The organism is Planctomycetaceae bacterium, assembly GCA_039680605.1.
GTDB lineage: Bacteria > Planctomycetota > Phycisphaerae > SM23-33 > SM23-33 > JAJFUU01.
This window is the reverse complement of record JBDKTA010000064.1, coordinates 1-15,504: the sequence shown is the minus strand read 5'-3', so window position 1 is coordinate 15,504 and position 15,504 is coordinate 1. Positions and strand designations below refer to the sequence as shown.

The following is a 15,504-nucleotide window of genomic DNA, read 5'->3' as shown; positions in this document are numbered from 1 at the left end:
GGGCTCTGACATCGCGGCTTGGCCTTTGCATGCTGCTTGTGGCGAAACTGGAGAATGCTATGTCGAAGTACCTGGTGACCGGCGGGGCCGGATTTATCGGATGCAACCTGACGCGATATCTTCTGGCCAAAGGCCACGAGGTTGTCGTGCTGGATAATTTTCTGACCGGCAAGCGCGAGAACCTTATCGATGTCGTCGACCGGATCGACCTGATCGAAGGCGACATCCGGGACCGAGCCGCGGTCGACAAAGCCGTCGCCGGTTGTGCGGCGATCTTTCACCAGGCGGCTCTGGGGTCGGTGCCCCGCAGCGTGCAGGACCCCGTCACCAGCCACGACATTAACGTCAACGGCACGGTCTGCGTTCTCGAAGCCGCCCGCGCCGCCGGCGTCAAGCGAGTGGTCTTCGCCGCCAGCAGCAGCGCCTACGGCGATCAGGTCGAATCGCCCAAGCACGAGGGCATGGTCCCGCTGCCCATCAGCCCCTACGCCTCCAGCAAGGTCGCCTGCGAAGTCTACATGCGCGCCTATGCCGCCGCTTTCGGAATGGAAACCCTCTGCCTGCGATACTTCAACGTCTTCGGGCCTTACCAGGACCCCTGCGGCGCCTACGCTGCCGTCATCCCCGCGTTCGTCTCGGGCCTGCTCAAGGGACAGCGCCCGACCGTCTTTGGCGACGGCGAACAAAGCCGCGACTTCTGCTTCATCGACAACGTCTGCGACGCCAACTATCGCGCCGCCACCGTGCCCGCCGAGGTCTGCGACGGGCGGGCGATGAACATCGCCTGCAGCCGGCGCACCAGCCTCAACGAGATCCTCGACCAACTGGGCAAGCTCCTGGGCGTCAACGCCAAGGCCAACTACGCAGCCGCCCGCGCCGGCGATATCAAGCACTCGCTGGCCGACGTCGCGCTGGCCCAGAAGACCATCGGCTACACGCCCAAGGTCTACTTCGAGGAAGGCCTGGCCAAGGCCATCGACTGGTACAAGGCGAACTTGTGCTGAGAAGCGGCGACAAAAGGACCCCAAAGACTACAGGGACTACAGGGACTGAAATAGGGGAGACAACTTTCTCGTGTCGCCAGGCCACCCGGCAATCGCGCGAACTTAATCCGCAATCCGAAATCAAAAATCCGCAATCACGCCAACGCTACCACGCATACGCTTCGGGCGTCTGCCCGCCGGGACCGGGGAACAGCTCGTCCAGCCGTTTCATGGCTGATTCGTCCAGGCTCACTTCCAGAGCGCGAAGGGCGGTGGTGACCTGCGCAGCGGTTCGCGGTCCAATGACTACGCTGGTCATTGCCGGGTGCGCCAGCACCCACGCCAGCGCGACGGCCGCCTCGGGGGCGCCCAGCTCGCGGCAGAGTTTTTCATAAGCTTCCAACTTGCCGCGCAGGTGCTCGGGGCATCCGCCCCAGCTTGCGATGCGCGATCCGGGCTCGGTCTTGAGCACGTGACCGCTGAGCAAGCCCCCGTGCAGCGGGCTGTACGACAGCACCCCAATGCCCAGCGCCTTGGCGGCCGGCAGCACTTCCAGTTCCGGCAGGCGGCACATGAGGCCGTACTTGTGCTGCTCGCTGGCCAGACCGAAGAAGTTTCGCTTGGCCGCCGCCGCCTGCGCCATCGCCATGTGCCAGCCGGCGAAGTTGCTGCCGCCGACGTAGTCGATCTTGCCCGCATGCACGAGGATCTCGAAGGCCTCCCAAATTTCCTCCCACGTGCTGCGCCGATCGATGTGGTGCATCTGGTACAGCTCGATGTGATCGGTCTGCAGCCGCCGCAGTGAGCCCTCGGCGTGGCGGCGGATGATGTACTTCGACAGGCCCTGCTCGTCGTTGGGTCCGTCGAGGGGGTCCTTCATCGGCTGGGAGACCTTCGTCGCCAGGACGACCTTCTCGCGCCGCTGACCGCCCTGGGCGAACCAGCGGCCGATAAACGTCTCGCTGCGCCCGCAGTTGACGAAGTCGGGATAGTGATTCGCCGTGTCGAAGAAATTGATGCCGCTCTCAATCGCCGTATCCATGATCCGGAATGCCTCCGGTTCGTCGGTATACGTGCCGAAGTTCCACGTGCCCAGGCACAGGCGGCTGGCTTTCATTCCCGTTCGACCGAGATACGCGTACTGCATAATGTTTTCTCCAACGAAGCGTTTTCAGCAATAGTCCAGCCCCGCGCGCGTGCAGAGATCCTGCAGCGCCCGGGCGGCGGTGGCAAACATCTGTGGACCGGTGTGCCCGCTGAATTGACCTGCGGCCGCCAGGTGCGGTTCGAGCGTGACGACGCCTGACCACTCGCGCCTCGCCATGTCGGCGAAGATCTCCGCGAACTGCCCCTGGCCCGTGCCGACGGGAACGCACATGCCCTTGGTTTCGTCTTTGTCTTTGGCGTGGAAATACTGCGTCATTTCCGCCAGGCCCGCCGCCCATCCTTCATCAAAGGGCTTTACGCCTTCCTCGACATAGTTGGCAGGGTCGAAGACCCCCAGCAGGTTCTTCGAGCGGATGCTCGTCAGCAGGTCTCTCACACCCTGCGGCTTGGCGCCGTAGATCGCCTTTTCATTTTCGTGCATGAGGATGAATCCGGCGTCCTCGGCCAGTCGCACCATGGCGGCCATCCGGTCGAGTACGCCGGCCCGCTGGTCGGCGATCTTCTTGCCCGCGCCGCCGTAGAAGCTGAAGATGCGCACCAGGCGCGTGCCGAAAATGTCGGCGACCTCGAAGCACCGCCGCAGCAAATCCAGATGAGCGTCGAAGTCGTCGTCCATCGTGATTTTGCCGATGGGAGAACCGATGCACGGCACTGAAAACCCGCGGCCGTCGAGACGCTGGCGGTAGTCCTTGGCCTGGGCGGGCGTAAAGGCCGAGACGTTCACCCCGTCGATGCCGCGCACGTCGATGTGCCGCACGCCGACAGCTTGGCAGGTATCCATCTGGAGCGTGAGGTCCGGTCCAATCTCGTCGGCGAAAGCACTGATGGTGATCATGGAAATCCTTCAAAGCAGCAGGCAAACGGCAGGCGGCCGCGGTCGGCGCCAGATGAAGACTTTACCAATCCCTCCATCCGCGGGCGACAAAAAAGGTCCAAGACGTCATGATCGATAGGAGAGTGGGCTTGGCTGAACGGCATGAGCCGCGACCGATCGGGCCGCGGTAAACATGATCTCAGGCGACATCCTCGTAATGGGCCGCACTGGACTTGAACCAGTGACCTCCTGCGTGTCGAGCAGGCGCTCTAGCCAACTGAGCTAGCGGCCCTTCGGTCAGAGTAGTTTATAGTCAACGTCCATGCGCAAGTCAAGGCAAAGCGGGGAGTTTCTATGTGGCGCATGACATGCGACGGGGCGGATCTCATAAGAAAGGGCAAGGACACGCATTGACCGGCGGGTTGGGGCGGACGTAAAGTGTGACTTGTCGTGATGTCGTAAAGGGAGACGAATATGAATATCAAACGTGTTTCCACCTCTGCGCTGGCCAAGACGATGGGCATGAAGCCGGGCGATGTCTTTGCGATCCTGAAGACCCGGGGGCTGGTGGAGAAGACAGGCGATGACTGGCACCTGACCGAACTGGGGCGTCAGAAAGGCGGGGACTATATCGAGAGCAAGCAATACGGGCGGTACATTGGATGGCCTGAGGCACTGGCATCTGATCCGATATTTGCTGCCGAAGGCGCCGACCCCGAAGACCTTGCTCATGATAGTAGGATCATCTCGGCAACGACCATCGGGAAACGGTTCGACCTTTCGCCGCAACGGATCAATTCCGTGCTTTCGGAGCTGGGCTGGATCAGCAAGGGGATTAAGGGATGGAACATCAGCGAGCAAGGCCGCAGGGTCGGCGGCAAGCAGATGGAGCATCCGAAAACCGGAGTCCCGTACGTGGTCTGGCCTGAAGACCTCCTTCAGAACAGTACGCTTGTTTCCAGCATTGAGGAAGTTGTCGGGATCGCTCCAGCAGGGGGCCATACGCAAGCGACCAAAAGCGAGGCTGTTGCATTTCGAGAGAAGTTCGAGGCTAAACACCGCGCAGCCGATGGACATTTCGTGCGATCAAAGGCGGAGATGCTCATCGACAATTGGCTGTATATGGCCGAAATTGTTCACGCCTACGAGCGGAAACTGCCGGTGGAAGAAGACGTTTACTGCGACTTCTATATTCCTTCGGGCAAAGTCTACATCGAGTACTGGGGGATTGAAGATGACGCAAAATATCAGGCCCGCAAAGAGCAGAAGCAGGCGGTGTACCAGAAATACGCCTTCAAGCTAATCGAACTCAATGAAGCTGACGTGCAGAATCTGGATGACGTTCTACCTCGCAAACTCTTGCGATTCGATGTGCAGTCCTATTGAGGGGGCGAAGGCAACGGGCGGCTTCTTTATGGCTGCCCGCCTCACACGCACAGGATTCATTTCGTCCCCGCGCCGCGGAGATGCTTGCGAATCCACCGGCGTCGGCGCCACGCCACGGCGGCGCAGCCCAGAACGCCTCCGATCAGCGTCAGAGGCTCGGGCACCACGGCCGGCGGATTGCTGCCGTTGAAGGCCACCAGGTACGTCTTGCCCTGATCGTCGTAGACGAAGAATGCCGCCTCCGAGCTGTCCAGGAACGCCTTGTCAACGGCAGAGCCCTCGATGGTCAAGGTGCCATCGGCCTTGAGGTGACCATAGGCAAGCACGGCGATCTGCGGCAGGCCGTCGACAGAATAGTCCACGTCGAAGTCGATGTCCTCGGCGTTGAACTGACCAAATAGCGTGTTGACGCCGGTCTTGCCGCCGAACAGAGTGCTGATGGAAACCTTGTCGGCGTCGAGGACGCCGTTATTCTGGAAACCAACAGTGGCGGCTCCGGTGCTGGTGAGGCTCAATTGCGACAGCTGCAAAGTGGCGGTATTGAAGAGAGCCACCCTTGATGCCTCATCGGCCGATTGGGCCAGAATCCACATTTCGTTGCCCTCAAGCCAGCCGTTGTTGGCCAGGTTGATCTGACCGCCGGTGTAGGCGTTGAAGTTTCCAGTCTCCAGGATGAAGGTGCCGTTGTTCTGAAGGTTCAGGACGCCCGTCGTGCCCGTGCAGGTCACGTTCATCGTGCCGATGGCATCGTAGCCGTTGTTCTGGATGTTGATCTGGGCATTGTGGACGTTGAAGTTCTCGTGCGCGATGTCCATGTACCCGTTGAGGATGTTGATCGCACTGGACTTACCGTGGCTGGAACCGTTGGCCTGACCATTGAGGCTGTCGATGGTCGCCGAGCCGAATTGGCCGTCGATGTTGACGGTGCCGCCGTAGTTGGCGTTGATATTGACTGTGCCCGACTGGACCGTTCCGGTATTGGCCAGCTCAACGAACCCCATTGCTCCGTTGGCGGTCATGTTGATGTTGTTGACGTTGAGCGATGCCGAGTTGTTGATGGTGGTCTTGTCGTTCTGGTCCAGCACATTGAAGTTGTTGATGTTCAGCGTGCCGGTGTTGACGAAGCTGGTCTGCCCGCCGTAGGTACTGGAATTTAAATTAGTCAGGTTCGCGGTGCCGGAGTTGGACAGGGTCAGCGTTCCCGCGCCGCTGTGGGCGATGTTCCAGTTGCCGCTAGTCAGCGTGCTCTCGTTGGAGACGTTGAACGTGCCGGCATAGCTTTGCATGTTGAAATTCCCCACATCCATCGTAGCGGCGTTCACCAGGCTGAATGTCGCCGACGAACTGCTGACGGCCCCGAAGGGAATGTCGAGCGTGCCCAGGTTGGTGATGGTCAGGCTGCCGCCGGCCTGCACCGTGAACGTGCCGGCCCAGGTCCCGGTCTGACCGGCGCCGATGAGGTACTCGACGCTGTCGGTGATGACGATTTCCTCGTTGAGGCCCGGCAGGTCGTCGGGCCCCAGCGCCGCCTGAAGCGGACCAGGCATGAGCAGGATTGCGGCCGTCGCCGCCGCGCGCACCGCGATCATGAGTCGGCTGATCAGTACTGTTGCCATTTCTCCCGTCCTCCTTTGAAGTGCAAGGCGGCTCCGGCCCGCCGCCGCTAAGTGCTTCTTCGGGTCCCTGGCCTGACGTCGCCCCTGCAGGAGTTATAGCGCCAATCCCGCGGACATAGAGAATTTATTCTCACCTCCCCCCGGGCGCTTTTTCGCGTGCAGCGCAAAGCAACGGGCGGCCTGGTTGGGGCCGCCCGTGCGGGGATCGTCTTGAGAAAGATGGTTAGCTGCGTTTGCGGCGGAGCAGGGCAGCAAGGCCGCCGATGGCCAGCAGCGACATCGTTGCCGGCTCAGGGATCGCAAGCGAGATCGGAATCATTTCCTGGCAGTACTGCACCGTGCCTTGGAAGATAAACTTGTAGCCGAAGTCCAAAGTCTCGCCGACGGCGATGGGTGTTCCACCGGTGTAGTCGATGATGGCTTGATACGCCGTGCCGTTCCACGTGGCGCTCTGGGTGAGAGTGGCTGTCCAATCGGTCGGGCCGTACACCAGCAGATCGGCGGGCGCCGTGGAGACCATGAATGGATTGGCCAGGAAGACGTTGACGCGATAGCCGATCCAGGCGGAAGATGTCTCGTTGTCGATGATGTTGCGAACCCGAACGGTCGGATCATTGTCGACCGTGAACTCGCCGACCATGTGCCCGGGTCCCCAGAACTGATCGCCCACGATCGTCATCGAATATGTCTCTGCGCCCTCGTCGGCCCAACTGTCCACGACGCAATTGATCGCGCCGTCGCCGTCGTTTGCGATAGCATAGTCGGTGATTCCGGCGCTCGCTGAAGCTACACACAGAGCCAGGCACGTTACCGCGGCAGCATAGGATCGCATCTTGTCCTCGTTTCTCGGAACCGGCTAAGTGATTCGGTCTAAACCTCTCCTTTTAGACTCGCTCATTATACAAGCACATCTGAAAAATGCAATACTAATTCCGGGAGATTCCGCCGTAGGAGCACGTAGATTATTGGCGGGGCAACTGGTACAATTCCGTCGCCCCCAGGGGCTTCACTAAAGGATTGTTTATGACACGGAAATGCAAATTGGCGGCGGCGGTGGTTGCGGCGGCTATCGTCTTGTCCGGATGGACCCTTGCCCGGGCCGACTGGCCCTGCTGGTCGGGACCGCAGCGCGACAAGCGCAGCACCGACACGGGCCTGCTCAAGGAATGGCCCGCCGGCGGTCCCAAGCTGCTGTGGAAGGCCCAGGGGATCGGGTCAGGCTACTCCAGCCCGACCTGGGTCGACGGCAAGATCTACATCACCGGCGACAAGGGCGACGACTTGGTGCTGACCTGCCTGGACACCCAGGGCAAGAAGCTCTGGAGCAAGGTCGTCGGTCCGGCGTTCAAGACCTCCTGGCCGGGCGCCCGCTCTTCGGCGACCTATGACGACGGCAAGCTGTACCTCGTCGCCGGGTCGGGCTTGGTCGTCTGCTGCGACGCCAAGACCGGCGAAAAAGTCTGGACGCGCAACTTCAGCGAGTTCGCCGGCAAGAAACCCCACTGGGGTTTTGCCGAATCGGTGCTGGTGACGGGCGAGATGGCCGTCGTCACCCCCGGCGGCACGGCGTGCATGGTGGCCTTGAACAAGAAGACCGGCAAGAATATCTGGCAGTCGGAAAAGTTCGGCGCCGCGCATTACTGCTCGGCCATCGCCGTCGAGTACAAGGGCGTGTCGATGATCATCAACGGCACGGCCGGCGGTCTCATCGGCGTCGACGCCAAGACCGGCAAGACGCTCTGGACAAACGATTTCGCCGCAGGCAACACGGCCAATTGCCCCTCCCCGATGTTCTCGGACGGGTATCTGTTCTGGGCGGTGGGATACGGCAGGGGCGCAGTGTGCCTGAAGCTCGATGTCGCCGACGGCAAGGTGACAGCCACCGAGGCGTACCGCAGCAAGGACATGGTCTGCCATCACGGCGGGTTCGTGCTCGACGGCGGTCATGTCTATGGCGACAATGGCGGCGGCGTCAGTTGCATCGAGTTGGCCAGCGGCAAGACCAAGTGGAAGCACCCCGCCGTGGGCAAAGGCTCCCTGATCTGGGCCGACGGCATGCTGTATCTCTTCGGCGAAAAGGACGGACAGGCCGCCCTGGCAGCGGCCTCGCCGGAAGGCCTCAAGATCACCGGCAAGATCCAGGTCGCCGGGAAGGGCCCGAGCTGGGCCCACCCCGTCGTCACCAACGGCTCTCTGCTGCTTCGCTACGACGACACTCTGTACGTCTATTCCATCAAGGCTCAATAACGCGGCATAGTGCATGGATTCAGGGCCGGAAGGGCGGCAACGCGTCCTTCCGGCCTTTTCTTTGTCACGTCGGTGCGTCCATGGAAAACAGCGAAAAACCCGGTTTTGTGCCTTTACAGCATGGGGCTCTGTGATATACTTAATCGTCGGAGAGGCGTCCCACGGACGGGAATGCGAGGAAGCACATCTGTTCGCTTAGGTAGCAGAGGAACTGGAGGCCGCGGGATCCCGGCTTGGGTCCTGATTGTCCGGTAACTATCCGGACAGGCGGCCGATAATGAGCTCCAGGGTAAAATTACCTGAACCTGAAATGATCTCGATTTCGCCGGCGATGCGCCAGGTGACCGAACTGATCGACATGGTCGCCAAGAGCGATTGCTGCGTGCTGATCGAAGGCGAAAGCGGAACCGGCAAGGAGCTGGTCGCCCGGCGGCTGCATCAGAAGAGCCCCCGCAGCGCCAGCCCGTTCATTCCCACCAACTGCGCCGGGATCAGCGAGACGCTGTTCGAGAGCCAGTTCTTCGGTCATGTTCGCGGGGCATTCACCGGCGCCGACCAGGCCATGCTCGGACTCGTCCGCAGCGCCGAAGGCGGAACACTTTTCCTGGACGAAGTCGGCGAGATCCCCATCAACCTCCAGCCCAAGCTCCTGCGCGTGCTCCAGGACGGCGAAGTGATGGCCGTCGGCAGCACCGCGCCGGCCAAGGTCGACACGCGATTCGTCGCCGCGACCAATCGCAGCCTGGCCCAGGAAGTGGCGGCAGGCAAGTTCCGCACCGACCTGTTCCACCGCCTCAACGTCGTCTGCCTGCGACTGCTGCCCCTGCGCGAGCGCAAGGAAGACATCGAGCCGCTGCTGGATTATTTCCGCCAGCGCTGCGCCGTGCGGTACCAGCGACCGGCGATGCATGTCGGGTCGGCCGTTCGCGCGGTGCTGGCGGCGTACAACTGGCCGGGCAATATCCGCGAGCTGTCGAGCTGGGTCGAGCGCCTCTACGCCACGGGGCAAGACGCCCAGACGCTCGCCCAGGCGCTGATCTCCCAGCAGGACCCGACCGCCGCTCAAGCCGCCGAGGCCCCGGCGGCAGTGATGACCATCGAACAGGCCGAACGCATGGCCATCGCCCGAGCCCTCAAGGCCACCGCCAACAACCGTTCGCAGGCCGCCCGCATCCTGGACATCAACCGCGCCACCCTCCTGCGAAAGCTCGACCTGTACAACATGGCCTGACTTCCACTTCCTTGCACTTTGTTGTACTTTTCACAGCTACTTTCGGGGAAGGTAAGCAATTGCTATTCCCTAATGGTCCTTCGACCAGTGCTTTCCAGTACGAGAACAGCCTCCGGCGCAATAACCGTGGTCGATCGTTAGCGGCGGGGCTTGCCCCGCGCGTTTTGCCGCGCGACGTGGCCAAGGACATGTTCCATGATCGCTGGCCAATCACAGTCGAACATGAACCTTCGGTGTACCCGAAACCAGAAACAAGCTTGCCACAGAGAGCACAAAGACCACAAAGGCTTTTCTGGATTGCACCTCTTCGTACCATTATTTCTTTCTTTGTTCCGCAAAGGATTTTCCATGACCGCAACGTTTATTTCAGGCGCGGGGCGAGTTTATCGCTTTGGGCTTCCGGCAGAGAGGCTCCGACGATTGGGCACAGCACGACCAAGGCCGCCGGCGTTCTGGGCAGGCCTGCCTGCCGCAGGCAGGCCCCAAACGGACGTCATCGCGGGGCCGGCTTTGGGCCTGGGGTCCCACGGCGACGGCGGCCGACGAAACTGGTAATGGCGTCGGCGGCGGCAACGTCGACTTTGGTTGCGGCCACAGGCCGCGCCGGGCTCTTTAGTGCCCTTCGTGCAAATCTTTTCCCGATGAAAATATTCTCAACTTTTTCAGAAGAAATCCGCCGCTCCTTCGTCTCAAATACAGCCGGCATGTTGAAGACACAAAAGGCGCCCTCGGACGTATGGTTGAGATTGTGGACAATCTGGCCTCGCACGACGTCTACGACGCCTGGAACCGGATCAAGGAGGTCTGGAAGGACGATGGCGACGGGGACCTGGAGACGGCCGGCACGCCGCCGCCGGGCCAAACAAATGTACCTGACCCCTTTACCTCTGACCCCTTTACCTCAAGACTAACCATCACCCGCAAAGAATGGCATGACCGCCTGGTAGCTTAAGGAAGTGCCATTCGGGACAGGACCCTTTTCGGGTGAAGCGGTGAGCGAGAAGTGATGAATGGTTGAAGTGGCAGACAATTCGGCGGCAGTGGGCTGGCGGGCGGGCCGGTGGCGGATCGGCCGCCGCCTGGACCGGCGGATCGTCGCCGAGTGGGATTACGACTGTCAGTTGAAGGTCTCGGGGCGGCCGCACTATGCGTACTTCAATGAGGCCCGGCAGGTTCTGGAAACCCGCCTGGGCAGTTCGACGAATCCGTAGGAGGAGCAAAAGGAATGCTTAGGGTCTTTATCCGGTGCGTTTCCGTGGCGATAGGCATATGCGTAGCAGGATTGGCACAGGAACGGTTGCCGATGGTTGCCGACCCGCCGGAACGGCTTTGCGGTATTCACATGGCCCGCAATCAAAGCCCCCGCGCGGTGGCCCATTATGCACCGTTCTATCCTTTGGGCGAGACAAGGGCGACCATTGTCGAGCCGACGTTGCGGTGGAAAGAGAGCGCGATCAAGTGCCTCGGAGTCCAGTACACGTTGAAGGATGGAATTGTCAGGCAGGCACGGCTGGAAGTAGGCCCATTCGATGACGAGAAGAATCAAAGACTGCTGTCTGACCTTTGCTCTTACATTCTGGACAAAGCTAAGAGATCGCCGTGCGAGTCTGGCTCCAATTATGCTGGTCTGCTCAGGTTTCCGGGGTGGGATGATGATGTCCATTACTATTATGTCCCACTGGTGGAACTGCCGAACGATGAGGTTGATGCTGTACGTCCTCCTGCCCGGGTAAAGAAGCTTGTCCTTTGGACCCCGCAGGTGGATGAGAACAAAAAGCCAACCACCAAGCCGACAACGTCCCCGGCCATGAAGGACGGAGGGAGCATCGGCAACATCCCGTTTTCTTCCGGCTCAACGTTTATCGACGCATCACAACTGGGGGAGGTTTACCTCCCAGAGGAAGTATTACTGAATGTTCCCAACGCGATACTTGTATTCGGTGAGCGCAGACTCCCCGTCACGCAGCTCCTTCACAAGTTGTCCAGAGAGGGAAACCAGACCACTATCCGGATAGTCTCGGGACCAGATATCGATGAGAAGGCGCTGGTCGAATGCTATGAGTACTTGAGGTCTCACGGCAAGATTGTGAAGGAGACTCGCGACGACGGCAAGAAAGAATGTCGGGTCCACCTAGCCGGAATGGAAGTGCCTGCTCACTGCCAGTTGCATATCCGAAAGGACTCAGCCGCAACGGCGCCTGCGCCTTCAAAAGAGCAGGCGCCTTCTTGGCTACTTGTCACATACCCCGCGGACTAATGGACGAATGTGGAGGCCCAGCGAGTTGTAGGGTTGTATTCGGCGGTGAACAAAGGAGTCAGTCAGAAAGGAGTCAGTCAGGAACCGTTTCGGGTGAAGTGGCAGACGGCATGTGAAAGATGATGAATGGGTGAGATCGCAGACAGATCGGTTGCCTCTGAGGGGGCTGGGAGGGCCCCCTGGAGTGCGGCGGCAGCGACGCCGCCTTGGCTGTTGTTGGTCTCGAAATCACCATTTCAGAGGCCTGGAGACTTTGGCACAGGAAGGTCGCGCGCCCGGGGTTTCTGCGGCTTGCGGCCTCGGTGCATGACGACGGGTTGACTTGTCCGAAAAACATCCAGGGCGGCGTCGCTGCCGCCGCACTCCAGGGTCGCCTTACGGCGACGGGGGATGAGTGCGTGTCGCTGACTGTAAGGATCCTTCAGCGAGGTGGATGGGCCCGGCTGCGGAATGACGACAGGCCCGCTATCGGATCATGCCACAATCGCACATGTTGCCTTGCTTACCTGGACCTGCGATCCTGTCGGTTCTATTGCCCCCGTCTGGGCGTTGACCTTCATCACGGCTACGTTGCCGCTGTCCTGATTCGATACCAGCATCCACTCCGCGCCGGGGGTCAGGAAGATGTGCCGCGGCGACTTGCCTCCGCAGGGCGATGAGGCATGCACGTTCAGCGTCCCATCGGACCCGACGGCCATCGTCGTGATGCTGTTGTCGCCGCGGTTGGATACGAAGACGAATCTTCCGCCGGGATGCAGCACCACCTCTGCCGCCGATCTGGCTCCGCGATACTCCCGCGGATAGCAGCTCACCGTCTGCACTGCCGTCAGCGCCGGCGCGGCCGCATCCCACGCGAACACGCTCACCGAGGCCGCCATCTCGTTGACCACGTACACCCGCCTGCCATCGTTGGACCACGCAAGGTGCCTGGGGCCTGCGCCCGCGGGCGCCACGCCCACGCATGCCGGCTCTGCCGCCATCGTGCCGCCGGCGGCATCGAGGGCGTAGACGAGCACCCGGTCCAGACCCAGATCGACGGCCAGCGCCCAGGCGCCCGATGCGTCGGTATAGATGCCGTGGGCATGGGGCCCTTCCTGCCGCTCGTGGTCCGGGCCGCTGCCATGGTGCTGAATGACCGTTCCCGCGGGGCCCATCCGCCCCTGATCATCCACGCTCACGGAACAGATGCTTCCACTGCCGTAGTTGGCGGCCAGCAGGACCTTCCCCGACGGATCGAGCGACACGTGGCAGGGCCCCAGCCCGCCGGAGGGATGCTGGTTGATCTCGGCGAGGAACCCCGTCGCCGGATCGATGGCGAACCCCGTCAGCCTGTCCCAGCCGGCACCGTCTCCATCGAGCTCGTTGGCCGCATAGAGGAACTTGCCTTCGGGATGGATCGCCAGAAACGAAGGGTTGGGCGTTTCGGCCGCCAGACGCGGGTTGCTCAGCCTGCCCGTGCGGCTATCCAGGTCACAGACCGTGATGCCCTTGTTCTGCGGGCCGGTATACCCGCCGATGTAGACGCGGTAGATCACCAAGTACTCCTTCTCCTCAGTCAGCAGTAGTCTATCAACTCTTCGCCTCAATCTTCGGGGATAACCGGGGCTGGCCCGCCAGGAGCACGCCCTGATCAATTTGAGTGTTCCTCCGCGATGCGCACGGCCGGGGACACGCACAACGGAGTTGTGCGTGGCACCCAGACGCGGTCCACCTGCTGGCCCCTCCATTTCTTAATCCTCTTAATCCTCTTCAATCCGCGTAATCCCGCCTTCGCCAAGGCTCCGGCGGGCGGGCCCGCTCTCCCCGTCCCCAGGCTCTGAAGAAACAACCGACGACGAGGACGAGGACGAGGACGAGGACGAAAGGAAGTGGTCTCCGGTCCCGTCTCCATCTTTGTTTTAATCCTCTTAATCTTCTCAATCCGTGTAATCCCGCACTCCCCGTTCCCAGGCTCTGAAGAAACAACCGACGACGAGGACGAGGACGAGGACGAAAGAAAGTGGTCTCCGTTGCCCGTCTCCATCTTTGTTTTAATCCTCTCAATCCGCGTAATCCCGCACTCCCCGTCCCCGCACCAAATCCGCAATCGAAGAACTTTGCCTTGACCTGGCGCGACGGAATCTTCGATATAGGTACTTATGGCTTCAATCGTATTTTATTTTCAGGTTCATCAGCCGTACCGCCTGCGACGCTACACCATCTTCGACACCGCGCCGACGTATTTCGACGACACGCATAACGAGTTCGTCTGCAAGAAGGTCGCCGAGAAGTGCTACCTGCCGGCCAACGCCGTCATGCAGGAGCTGATCGAGCGTCACGGCGGGGCCTTCCGCGTGAGCTACTCGCTGACGGCCACGGTTATCGACCAGTTCCGCCGCTGGGCGCCCGAGGCGCTGGACAGCTTCAAGCGGCTGGCCGACACCGGCTGCGTCGAGTTCATCGCCGAGACGTACTACCACAGCCTGGCGTTCCTGTACAACCGCGAGGAGTTCGTCGCCCAGACGAAGATGCATCGCGAGCTGGTGGAGGAGCTGTTCGGCCAGCGGCCTCGCGTGTTCCGCAACACCGAGCTGACATACAACAACGACGTGGCCCGCGTGGTCGAGGACATGGGCTTCGACGCGATCCTCACCGAGGGGGCCGATCACATCCTGGGCTTCCGCAGCCCCAACTTCATCTACCGCCCGCCCAACTGCGACCACCTGCGGCTGATGATGAAGAACTACCGCCTCAGCGACGATATCGCCTTTCGCTTCTCCAACCGCGGATGGGCGGAATGGCCGCTGACGACAGAGAAGTTCGCCCGCTGGGTCGACCAGATCAACGGATGCGGATACGTCTGCAACCTGTTCATGGACTACGAGACCTTCGGCGAGCACCAGTGGGCCGACACGGGGATCTTCGACTTTTTGCGCGCCCTGCCCGCCAAGGTGATGAGCGGGGGCAAGAACGACTTCCAGACCGTCTCGCAGGCCCTGGACCGCTACGAGCCCTCCGGTCAGATCGACGTGCCGCACATGATCTCCTGGGCCGACACCGAGCGGGACCTGTCGGCCTGGCTGGGCAACTCGATGCAGGCCAACGCCCTGCACGACGTGTACGCCCTGGCCGACGAGGTGCTGGCCACCGGCGATATGGACCTGATCCACGACTGGCGGCGGCTGCAGACGAGCGATCATTTCTATTACATGTGTACCAAGTGGTTTTCCGACGGCGACGTACACAAGTACTTCAATCCGTACGAGAGCCCCTACGACGCGTATATCAACTACATGAACATCCTGGACAACGTCCGCACCCGCATCGCCGCGGCGAGCTAGGTCGACGCAGAGCACGACACGGAGACGCAGAGGTTTTGCATACTCCATGCTTCATGCGTTTTGGCCCCAGAGGGGCCTTCGTGTTTAGCCCAGGGCGCGGGGCGAGCGAAGCCGCCCAAGCCCTGGGAATGATGCGTGGATTCAATGAGCCCCGGCGGGGCGGCCGTGATGATGGCAGACGATTCCGTCCGCCCCTACGGGGCTCGATGCGGAGGGGACCCGGACCCAGGGCTTGGCCTGAATTCTGCTGTCGCAGCCTTCAGCCCTGCGCCCTGGGCTGAGAACGCTTTGCCCCTACGGGGCAAGGCAGGCCCGCGGAAGCAAAATCCTCAGACGCACAGGCTCAGAGGAAGATGGTGAGCGACATTCTTTTCTGGCACACCGCAGCTTATATATCTGCAACCTGTTACGACTGCCAGAGAGTAGAAAGTTGAGAGTAGACCGCGGGAGAAGTCCGGGCGATAGGCCGCGATGGCAGGTCTG

General features: G+C 61.2%; 13 protein-coding genes and 1 tRNA gene. 8 read left to right on the top strand and 6 right to left on the bottom strand.

Annotated features, from left to right (window positions below; all coding sequences use genetic code 11):
- The first annotated feature begins 59 nt into the window (after nucleotides 1–59).
- A complete protein-coding gene (locus tag ABFD92_19020) occupies nucleotides 60–1,004 on the top strand; it encodes an SDR family oxidoreductase (GenBank protein ID MEN6506634.1) in 945 nt (314 codons plus the stop codon).
- Nucleotides 1,005–1,149: 145 nt separating this feature from the next.
- On the opposite strand, the gene ABFD92_19015 is transcribed toward ABFD92_19020, so the two are convergent.
- The 3 genes from ABFD92_19015 to ABFD92_19005 all read right to left on the bottom strand — a co-directional run bounded on the left by ABFD92_19015 (nucleotide 1,150) and on the right by ABFD92_19005 (nucleotide 3,256).
- Complete coding sequence (locus tag ABFD92_19015) at nucleotides 1,150–2,130, bottom strand: aldo/keto reductase (protein MEN6506633.1); 981 nt, start codon at nucleotides 2,128–2,130, stop codon at nucleotides 1,150–1,152.
- 24 nt (nucleotides 2,131–2,154) lie between these two features.
- A complete protein-coding gene (locus tag ABFD92_19010; GenBank protein ID MEN6506632.1) occupies nucleotides 2,155–2,985 on the bottom strand; it encodes a TIM barrel protein in 831 nt (276 codons plus the stop codon).
- A gap of 197 nt (nucleotides 2,986–3,182) precedes the next feature.
- Nucleotides 3,183–3,256, bottom strand: a tRNA-Val gene (locus ABFD92_19005).
- A gap of 182 nt (nucleotides 3,257–3,438) precedes the next feature.
- Between ABFD92_19005 and ABFD92_19000 the strand changes: the two genes are divergently transcribed.
- The gene (locus tag ABFD92_19000) at nucleotides 3,439–4,350 is read left to right on the top strand and encodes a glycerol kinase (GenBank protein MEN6506631.1); all 912 of its coding nucleotides are present in this window, start codon (nucleotides 3,439–3,441) and stop codon (nucleotides 4,348–4,350) included.
- Between the two features lie 56 nt (nucleotides 4,351–4,406).
- On the opposite strand, the gene ABFD92_18995 is transcribed toward ABFD92_19000, so the two are convergent.
- Nucleotides 4,407–5,966 (bottom strand): hypothetical protein, encoded by a 1,560-nt coding sequence (locus tag ABFD92_18995; GenBank protein ID MEN6506630.1) that lies wholly within the window; start codon nucleotides 5,964–5,966, stop codon nucleotides 4,407–4,409.
- Nucleotides 5,967–6,189: 223 nt separating this feature from the next.
- Nucleotides 6,190–6,798 carry a PEP-CTERM sorting domain-containing protein gene (locus ABFD92_18990; protein ID MEN6506629.1) on the bottom strand — a complete coding sequence of 203 codons (609 nt, stop codon included), beginning with the start codon at nucleotides 6,796–6,798 and terminating at the stop codon, nucleotides 6,190–6,192.
- Between the two features lie 191 nt (nucleotides 6,799–6,989).
- Here ABFD92_18990 and ABFD92_18985 point away from each other — a divergent pair, with 191 nt between their 5' ends.
- The 5 genes from ABFD92_18985 to ABFD92_18965 all read left to right on the top strand — a co-directional run bounded on the left by ABFD92_18985 (nucleotide 6,990) and on the right by ABFD92_18965 (nucleotide 11,701).
- Complete coding sequence (locus ABFD92_18985) at nucleotides 6,990–8,213, top strand: PQQ-binding-like beta-propeller repeat protein (GenBank protein ID MEN6506628.1); 1,224 nt, start codon at nucleotides 6,990–6,992, stop codon at nucleotides 8,211–8,213.
- 310 nt (nucleotides 8,214–8,523) lie between these two features.
- Nucleotides 8,524–9,444: a sigma-54 dependent transcriptional regulator gene (locus tag ABFD92_18980; GenBank protein MEN6506627.1), complete on the top strand. Its 921-nt coding sequence runs from the start codon at nucleotides 8,524–8,526 to the stop codon at nucleotides 9,442–9,444.
- 736 nt (nucleotides 9,445–10,180) lie between these two features.
- Nucleotides 10,181–10,396, top strand: a complete 216-nt coding sequence (locus ABFD92_18975) for a hypothetical protein (protein MEN6506626.1) — start codon at nucleotides 10,181–10,183, stop codon at nucleotides 10,394–10,396.
- Nucleotides 10,397–10,454: 58 nt separating this feature from the next.
- Nucleotides 10,455–10,655 carry a hypothetical protein gene (locus tag ABFD92_18970; protein MEN6506625.1) on the top strand — a complete coding sequence of 67 codons (201 nt, stop codon included), beginning with the start codon at nucleotides 10,455–10,457 and terminating at the stop codon, nucleotides 10,653–10,655.
- A 14-nt stretch (nucleotides 10,656–10,669) separates the two neighbouring features.
- Nucleotides 10,670–11,701: a hypothetical protein gene (locus ABFD92_18965; protein MEN6506624.1), complete on the top strand. Its 1,032-nt coding sequence runs from the start codon at nucleotides 10,670–10,672 to the stop codon at nucleotides 11,699–11,701.
- A 473-nt stretch (nucleotides 11,702–12,174) separates the two neighbouring features.
- On the opposite strand, the gene ABFD92_18960 is transcribed toward ABFD92_18965, so the two are convergent.
- Entirely contained in the window at nucleotides 12,175–13,236 is a 1,062-nt protein-coding gene (locus ABFD92_18960; protein ID MEN6506623.1) for a lactonase family protein, read from the bottom strand.
- Nucleotides 13,237–13,839: 603 nt separating this feature from the next.
- Here ABFD92_18960 and ABFD92_18955 point away from each other — a divergent pair.
- Entirely contained in the window at nucleotides 13,840–15,021 is a 1,182-nt protein-coding gene (locus ABFD92_18955) for a glycoside hydrolase family 57 protein (protein ID MEN6506622.1), read from the top strand.
- Nucleotides 15,022–15,504 lie beyond the last annotated feature (483 nt).

Bases quoted from the DNA above. Each gene is read 5' to 3' on its own strand.
- ABFD92_18965 (MEN6506624.1), top strand. From the start codon at position 10,670: ATGCTTAGGGTCTTTATCCGGTGCGTTTCCGTGGCGATAGGCATATGC.
- ABFD92_19015 (MEN6506633.1), bottom strand. From the start codon at position 2,130: ATGCAGTACGCGTATCTCGGTCGAACGGGAATGAAAGCCAGCCGCCTG.
- ABFD92_18995 (MEN6506630.1), bottom strand. From the start codon at position 5,966: ATGGCAACAGTACTGATCAGCCGACTCATGATCGCGGTGCGCGCGGCG.
- ABFD92_18955 (MEN6506622.1), top strand. From the start codon at position 13,840: ATGGCTTCAATCGTATTTTATTTTCAGGTTCATCAGCCGTACCGCCTG.
- ABFD92_18990 (MEN6506629.1), bottom strand. From the start codon at position 6,798: ATGCGATCCTATGCTGCCGCGGTAACGTGCCTGGCTCTGTGTGTAGCT.
- ABFD92_19000 (MEN6506631.1), top strand. From the start codon at position 3,439: ATGAATATCAAACGTGTTTCCACCTCTGCGCTGGCCAAGACGATGGGC.
- ABFD92_18985 (MEN6506628.1), top strand. From the start codon at position 6,990: ATGACACGGAAATGCAAATTGGCGGCGGCGGTGGTTGCGGCGGCTATC.
- ABFD92_19010 (MEN6506632.1), bottom strand. From the start codon at position 2,985: ATGATCACCATCAGTGCTTTCGCCGACGAGATTGGACCGGACCTCACG.
- ABFD92_19020 (MEN6506634.1), top strand. From the start codon at position 60: ATGTCGAAGTACCTGGTGACCGGCGGGGCCGGATTTATCGGATGCAAC.
- ABFD92_18975 (MEN6506626.1), top strand. From the start codon at position 10,181: ATGGTTGAGATTGTGGACAATCTGGCCTCGCACGACGTCTACGACGCC.
- ABFD92_18980 (MEN6506627.1), top strand. From the start codon at position 8,524: ATGATCTCGATTTCGCCGGCGATGCGCCAGGTGACCGAACTGATCGAC.
- ABFD92_18970 (MEN6506625.1), top strand. From the start codon at position 10,455: ATGGTTGAAGTGGCAGACAATTCGGCGGCAGTGGGCTGGCGGGCGGGC.